We start from the raw sequence: 6,401 nt of genomic DNA on the forward strand, positions 1-6,401 counted from the left end.
AGCCTCCTCGAAGGCAGCGTGGCTAGTTCGTGCTGATCTCGTCCTGGGACACCTGGAGGCCACGGGGGCGCCGCATGCCCAGCTCGACCATCACCTCGCGGGCGCGCTTGGCCATCTCGTGCAGCTCCGACACCGCTTCCTTCCGACCGTAGGCGTCTCCCTCTCCGAGCCAGCGGCGCAGGTCCGCCGCCAGTTCCCTCGCTGTCTGGTAGCGGGCTTCCGGACGGGGCTGGAGGAGCTTGCGCAGTGCCAGGCCCAGTCCCTGCGGAAGCGGTTCCGTCAACGCCTCCAGGTCCGCTTGCGAGTAGGTCGCCGCGCGCCAGATCGCGTCCTCCACGCCAACAGGGCTTCCAGCGAGCCGCGCCCGCCTGACGGCACGCCGGACCCGCACGCGCTGCCTGACCGAAAGTGAGCCCTTCACCTCTTCGGTCAAGGCGTCCGGGGCATCCAGGAGGTTCTTCCCCGTCGCGAGTTCAAGCAGGACATTGCCAAGCGCGAAGAGGTCCGAGCGCGCATCCACGCGGCCCGTCAGGAGCATTTCCGGGGAGGAGTAGAACGCATCCCCTTGCGGCTGGCGCACCGTGGACGAAACGCGGCCGGGCAGGTCCGAAAGGGCGAGCCCGAAGTCGGAGACCTGCACGTCGCCGTTCCAATCGACGAAGATGTGCTCAACGTCGAGCGCCCGGTGAACGATGTTGAGGGAGCGCCCCTGTTCGTCCTTCGCCTCATGGGCATGCTCCAAGGCCTCGGCGACGCGCGCCCCGACATGGAGGGTGAAGAGGGGAGAGAACCGGCGACCGCACTCCCCCGAGAGCGTCAACAGGGTGTTGATGCTGTGCCCCGACGGATGCTCGGTGATGACGTACCAGCACCCCTCTGCCTTGTGCAGTCCATGGACACGGAGGATGCCCGGATGGTCGAGGTACGTCGCGAGGCGCACCTGCTCTTCCAGCTTCGCCCGCGCCCGCTTGATGCGGGGCACCTCCATCAACTTCGGAACGCCCACCGCCTTGAGCAGCACCTTGCCCCGGATGTTGCCCTCAGAAGTTCGGCGTCGGGCCAGTAGGAGACTCAACCCGTGGTGGACCTCTCCCAGGTCTTCGCGGAATTCGTACTGGAAGCCGTCCCGCGTGAAGAGAATAGCCCCGCGTGGAAGCCTGAACTCACTTTCCGACATGCTCTTTCCTCCTCTTCGCGCAGGCATCCGAAGGCCGACGCGTCGTGGACGACGTTACCTGTGGAATGGGCCATCGTGGAACGACCCTGGGAGGTCATGTCGAGTTTGAGGAGGAGGGGGCGAAATCAAGCACCTACCCATCACGTCGCCCCGGGGCTGCTCAGGGCCAGCGATTCACCACTGTCCCTGAGCCCCGATTGACCGCCTTCACTCTTCCGTCCTTGAACGCCACGGCAGTCCCCTCATGCACGAAGCAAATGGGTTGCTCGTCCTGCCCCGGGAGCTTCACGCGGTCGTACCGGATGACGAGTGCCGGCCCATCCGCACGCCCCATCTTGTCGGAGAGGTAGTAGGCCTTGCCGTAGAAGCGCGTCCCACGAGGGGCGACTGCGGCCTGCCGGTCATCGTTGACGCCTTTGGGGACCACCCCCACCACCTCCGCACCAGCGGTGAACCACACCTCTTCAAAGCCCGCTTGGCGGTCGTCGAGTTGCAGACTGAATCTGTCTCCGTCCCTCCAGTGAAGCTGCTCCCGCATGGCCTCTTCCGCCCCAGCCGGGCAGGTGAAGGATTCGGGCCGGATCTGGGCGCCTGGACAACCCGCCGCCAGCGCCGCGACGAGCGACAGCGACGCGCACTCGACGGCGGCAACGGACTTCTTCGGCATTCGGGGCGCACGTCTTGGGGGCGAGGCTTCGGGTGCTGGGGTCTTCAAAGCAGATCCTTCCTTCGGGGCAGCGGCAATGAGTGGCCCCGGGACTGTCACGGACGAAGGGCCAGCAGGTGTCATAGCAGTAGGGGGTGTTTGGGACGGTGCGGAATGGGTGGTGGCAGGAGGAGGGCGTGGGGTTGCAGCGTCGTGCGACCCGGCAGGTCTGCCGGGGGCGCTCCCTGACAATCGCCAGAGGGCCGCAGCCATGACGAACGCGACGATACAAACGACGCCTGCGAGCCACCTTCCCGCACGAAGCGGTCGCTCCATCATGGCCACATTCCGCTTGAGAGATTGCGGCGCGGAGGGCATCGCCAGTGCCGCAGGTGTTGGCCCTCCGTGACGTTGTGCAGCGGGTGGATGGACCGGCACGTCATATTCAGCGGAGCGCTCGGTACGGAGATCCGCCAGCTCGCGGCGCAGCGCCTCGGTATCGACCGGACGCCCCTTGGGGTCTCGGGCCAGGATGTTCTCGACCAGGTCGCTCAGCGCCGCTGGCACCCGCGCATTCGCCAAGCGAGGGGGCGGCGGTGGGAGGGCAGGGCTATTCAAGTCGAAGCGTGGACGAAACTCCGTCGGACGTGGGTCGGTCAGCAGTTCATGAAGCATGACGCCGACCGCGAAGATTTCGTCGGCGACCTGGAAGGCGTAGCGGGCCCGGTGCTCGTCCTTGTGCTCGCGCAGGAACTTGAACTGCTCGGGCGCGCGATAGCGGTCTGTCCCTGGAGGCAATCCCCCATCCGTCAGGTCTTCGGCGAGTGTGTAGGTCGCGCAACTGAAATCGATGATGACGGGATCGCCGTCGCTCTTCCGGATGAGCACATTGGACAGCTTCATGTCCCGATGCAGGACGCCCCGGCGATGCATGTATGCCAGCGCACCGGCAATCTTCTCGAAGACCCCGAGGACTTCGCGAACGGTCGGGTGCTTGCGCTCCGCCCACTCCGCGAGCGTCCAGCCGTCCACGTAGTCGAGTGCGAGGTACAGGTTCCCACTCTCCGCCAGGCCGTATCCTTGCGGTCGGACGATGTGGGGATGGTCCAGCATGAGCAGCGCCGTCAACTCCCGCAGCGTCCGGGCATGGGTCTGCTTGGGGTCGCCGCTGGACTCCCGATGCTGGGCCACCTTGATGGCCCGGTGCCTGCCGTTCTTTTCGCCAAGGAAGACGAACGCAAAGCCTCCGTCACCGAGTGGCTTGGAAACCTGCCACCCGTCAATCAACGAACCGGGCGGAACGTGGAGCAGCGTCGCGCTCATTGGGCATCCTCCGCGGCGGGCTTCAGGAAACGCACGTCTGGAATCGTGAGCCGACGTTCCCCATCCCCACGCACCTCCAGGGTGAAGACGAGGTCTGCTTTCGTCTCCGGCACTTCCACGACCGCCAGAACGCGCCCGTCCTCCCCCGGAGGGATTGCTCCCGGCTTCTTCGCTACGAGTCGCGCCCGCAGGGTCATGCCGACTCGCCCCACAAACATCGCTTCTCGTGGTGTCCAGGCTGGGCGGTCAGGGCTGTTCACAATCGTCACGTCCGCCAGAATCCAACCCGTGCCCCGAAAGGCTACGATTGAGTCCAAAATAAACCCCTGCGCCGCATCGAGCTTGCCCTTGCTGCTGGACGTCGTGACGCCCTTCGCGTCCACGTAGCCGAGTAGCACGAAGTCTTCCGGCCTCGGCGCCGGGGCTTGAGCCGTGGGCTGGCAGGCCGTGCTCGGCGGCTCAGGGCGTTGCACGTCGATCCGAGAGTCCACTTCGGCCGGGTCGGTCACGAGCACGAACGCTGCCCGTGTCGGCGCTCGGCCGTCGGCGAAGAAGACCCCGATCTCCTGCCGCTCGCCGTCGCCGAGATTGGCCACGGGCTGAACGACGATCGACCGCTCGCCGGCATCCAGGACGCGAATCCGGGACTCGTCGAAGGTGAGGGTCTTCTTCTGGATCGGCGAGGAGAACAGGAACAACGTCGGCGAGTCCGCCGAGACATGGACAACGGGCAGCGGATCGGTGGGGGCGTTGGCGACGGTCACGGGGCGCTTACGGTCAACGCGCGCTCCCGGTGCCGGCTCAGCCCCCGCAGCAGCTCCCGAGACGAGCGCGAGCGCTAGGGCCAATCTGAACGGTTGGAGCAATGGTGCATGACCTCCCGAGGAGGAAGGCTAGCATCGCGGGTCGGTGCGCAGTGGGTCTCTTTCCTACAGGCGAACCCGTCCTATGTGGGGCAGTGGTGCACCTTGCCGCCCCACAGAAACGCTCCGTCGACGAGCGGCACGGAGTATGCGGCAACGCCCCAGGTGGGCCGCAGGTACGCGACGAGCAGCTCGTTCTCCCAGCCGCCAGGCTTCCCCTTCATCCAGTCAGGGTCGAGCGTCCGCCCGGCACCGACCGCAATCGCGCGGCAGTTAGGACGCTGGCGTAAATTTAATTTCCACCTTATGGCATTGCTCCGCTGTGCGATGGGCATAGAAGTTGGCAAAGTAATTTACGCCAGCGTCCTTAACCGACAATGTCGACTTCGTCGATTTCCAGAAGTTTCAGAAGCCTCTCAAGCCGGTGGTTGCGGTACGGCCAATCATCAACGGTCCCGGCGTTACTGTTTGCATAGTTGATGCGAAAAGCTGCTTGATCGTATGCACTGCTATCAAGGGATCGCAAAAGCCGAAGCAGACGTCCCTGGACCTCCTCAAATGAAGGCCGTAGTTCCGGCCTCGGCGACATGCAGTCGCGCACAAGGCGCTCGAAGTCGCCCGAAACTTGGGGATTTGGCGCGATGGCGTTACCCGCTTTCGCCCATCGCTTCCAAAGATCGTCCCTCGACCATTTCTTTGAATTCCCTTCACGCGGGGTCGGCCACCAGTCACTAACGCGTTCACCAATTGGGTGGATGCCACGGGTCATCACTTCATACATGATGACGCCAAATGAGAAGACATCCGAAGCACCATTAGCCTTGTTTTCGGACCACTGCTCCGGGGACATATAGGGCTTTGGCCCATCTGGTCGATCATGCTCCAAACTCATGTTCGCGAGCCCAAAATCGGCGAGGAGCGGGACCGTATACACGTCTGCAACTGGGAGGCCGTCGAAGTCGGAGCGATAATCTCTCATGAGCACATTTTGTGGCTTCAGATCCTGATGATTAAGAACACCTCGTTGTCTGCAATGGATCAGGGCAGCGCAGAGATATGACAGGGTAGAAAGCCGACCGGCATTCGAGAAGCCTGCCTGCGGGATCCATTCAGAAAGATCACCGCTTATGGCTCTATAGAGTGCTACAGGGGTGTCAAACACGATCTCATAATCAAAAGGATGGCAGACAAATTCATGAGAGAAGGTGTTGTGTTGAATTTGGATTTCGCGCAGAAATCTCCGGTGGCGCTCCGCTGGGTTGTCGGATGGCGCTCTTGGCACCTTGACTGCAATGTATCGGGGATGAGCGTTTTCTCCTTGGTCGAAAAAGAAGACGGAACCGCACATTCCTCCGCTTCTGCGAGTAACCTTCCCGTATTTTGAAAGCAAAATTTCGACGAGGCGCTGGATCTCTTCTTCGGTAAAGCCTGAGTCGAGTAGGAGTGCCATATGTCAATTCTCGGTTCGGGTTAAGCTGAGTAGACTGGGCTTTTCGTGTGGATCTTATGGCGGAGTAGGGCCCTTCGGAAAAACAATTTTGTTGGCGAGCATAGGAAGGACAGGAGCCCTCTTGGGCGTAGCGGGCGGGAGCAGAGCGGGAGATGAGGGACGCTGACGGGGAGCCCATGAGCCGCACGCCGAGCCGGCGCAGAAGCCTTTCATCTCCAGCAGACACATGCCTGCCCAGCCCAGCCGCTTTCCCAGGAGGGGCGCGGCAGGTGCCTGCCTCTCTTGGCTGGCTGTGGCGGATTGAGCTTCAACACCACGCGCTCTGGGGCGGCCCTCGCGCAGGGGCCAAGTGCGCACTCGCCGTGGGCAACCCCAGGTGCTCCAGAACCGCTCTCACCCCTCCTGCTCCCTTCACGTACGCCAACACCCTTAAGAGCCTATTTCGGTAGGAGCGAGTGGAGCCAGGTGATGATGCCCAGCGCGAAGTGCAGCATCGCGACGTAGGTGTCCTCTCGCTTCTCCCAGCGCACCAGCAAGCGTCGGAAGCGGTTGAGCCAGGGGTGGGTTCGCTCGACGACCCATCGCGGCGAAGGGCGTCGACGTCGTGCGCACTTGGGACTCACTTGGGAGCGCCGTCTCGGCGCCCGGAGCGTGAAGCCATACTCCTGGGCCAGTTCGCGCACGGGCCTGAAGGCATACCCCAGGTCGACGCACAGCGTCTGACGACGGCTCCGACTTGGCAGGGGACGTTGGACTGGAATCGACTCAAGCGTGGAGCGCGCCAGCTTGAAGTCGTTCGTGTTGGCGCCAGCGACCCCCCTGTGTCAGGGAAGATGTCGCCTCGGCTAACTCGCTGAGGTGACACCGCCCAGGGGGCGAGGACAGGCAGACACGCCGTGCCGTACTCGGAAGTTTTCAAGCAGCAGATGGTGAAGAAGATGC

At 63.3% G+C, this 6,401-nt stretch carries 5 protein-coding genes and 1 pseudogene; all 6 read right to left on the reverse strand.

What is annotated here, in order from left to right:
- Positions 1–22: 22 nt before the first annotated feature.
- Complete coding sequence (locus tag G4D85_RS24400) at positions 23–1,177, reverse strand: serine/threonine protein kinase (protein WP_164016047.1); 1,155 nt, start codon at positions 1,175–1,177, stop codon at positions 23–25.
- Positions 1,178–1,337: 160 nt separating this feature from the next.
- Positions 1,338–3,146, reverse strand: a complete 1,809-nt coding sequence (locus G4D85_RS24405; RefSeq protein ID WP_164016049.1) for a serine/threonine protein kinase — start codon at positions 3,144–3,146, stop codon at positions 1,338–1,340.
- Positions 3,143–4,012: a DUF2381 family protein gene (locus G4D85_RS24410; RefSeq protein WP_164016051.1), complete on the reverse strand. Its 870-nt coding sequence runs from the start codon at positions 4,010–4,012 to the stop codon at positions 3,143–3,145. The genes G4D85_RS24405 and G4D85_RS24410 overlap by 4 nt, the downstream gene beginning before the upstream one ends.
- Before the next feature lie 80 nt (positions 4,013–4,092).
- Complete coding sequence (locus G4D85_RS24415; RefSeq protein WP_164016053.1) at positions 4,093–4,233, reverse strand: hypothetical protein; 141 nt, start codon at positions 4,231–4,233, stop codon at positions 4,093–4,095.
- Between the two features lie 143 nt (positions 4,234–4,376).
- Positions 4,377–5,459: a serine/threonine protein kinase gene (locus G4D85_RS24420; protein WP_164016055.1), complete on the reverse strand. Its 1,083-nt coding sequence runs from the start codon at positions 5,457–5,459 to the stop codon at positions 4,377–4,379.
- A gap of 437 nt (positions 5,460–5,896) precedes the next feature.
- Positions 5,897–6,256: pseudogene (locus tag G4D85_RS50360) on the reverse strand (transposase); the annotation flags it as partial.
- Between the last annotated feature and the right edge of the window lie 145 nt (positions 6,257–6,401).

The organism is Pyxidicoccus trucidator (assembly GCF_010894435.1).
GTDB lineage: Bacteria > Myxococcota > Myxococcia > Myxococcales > Myxococcaceae > Myxococcus > Myxococcus trucidator.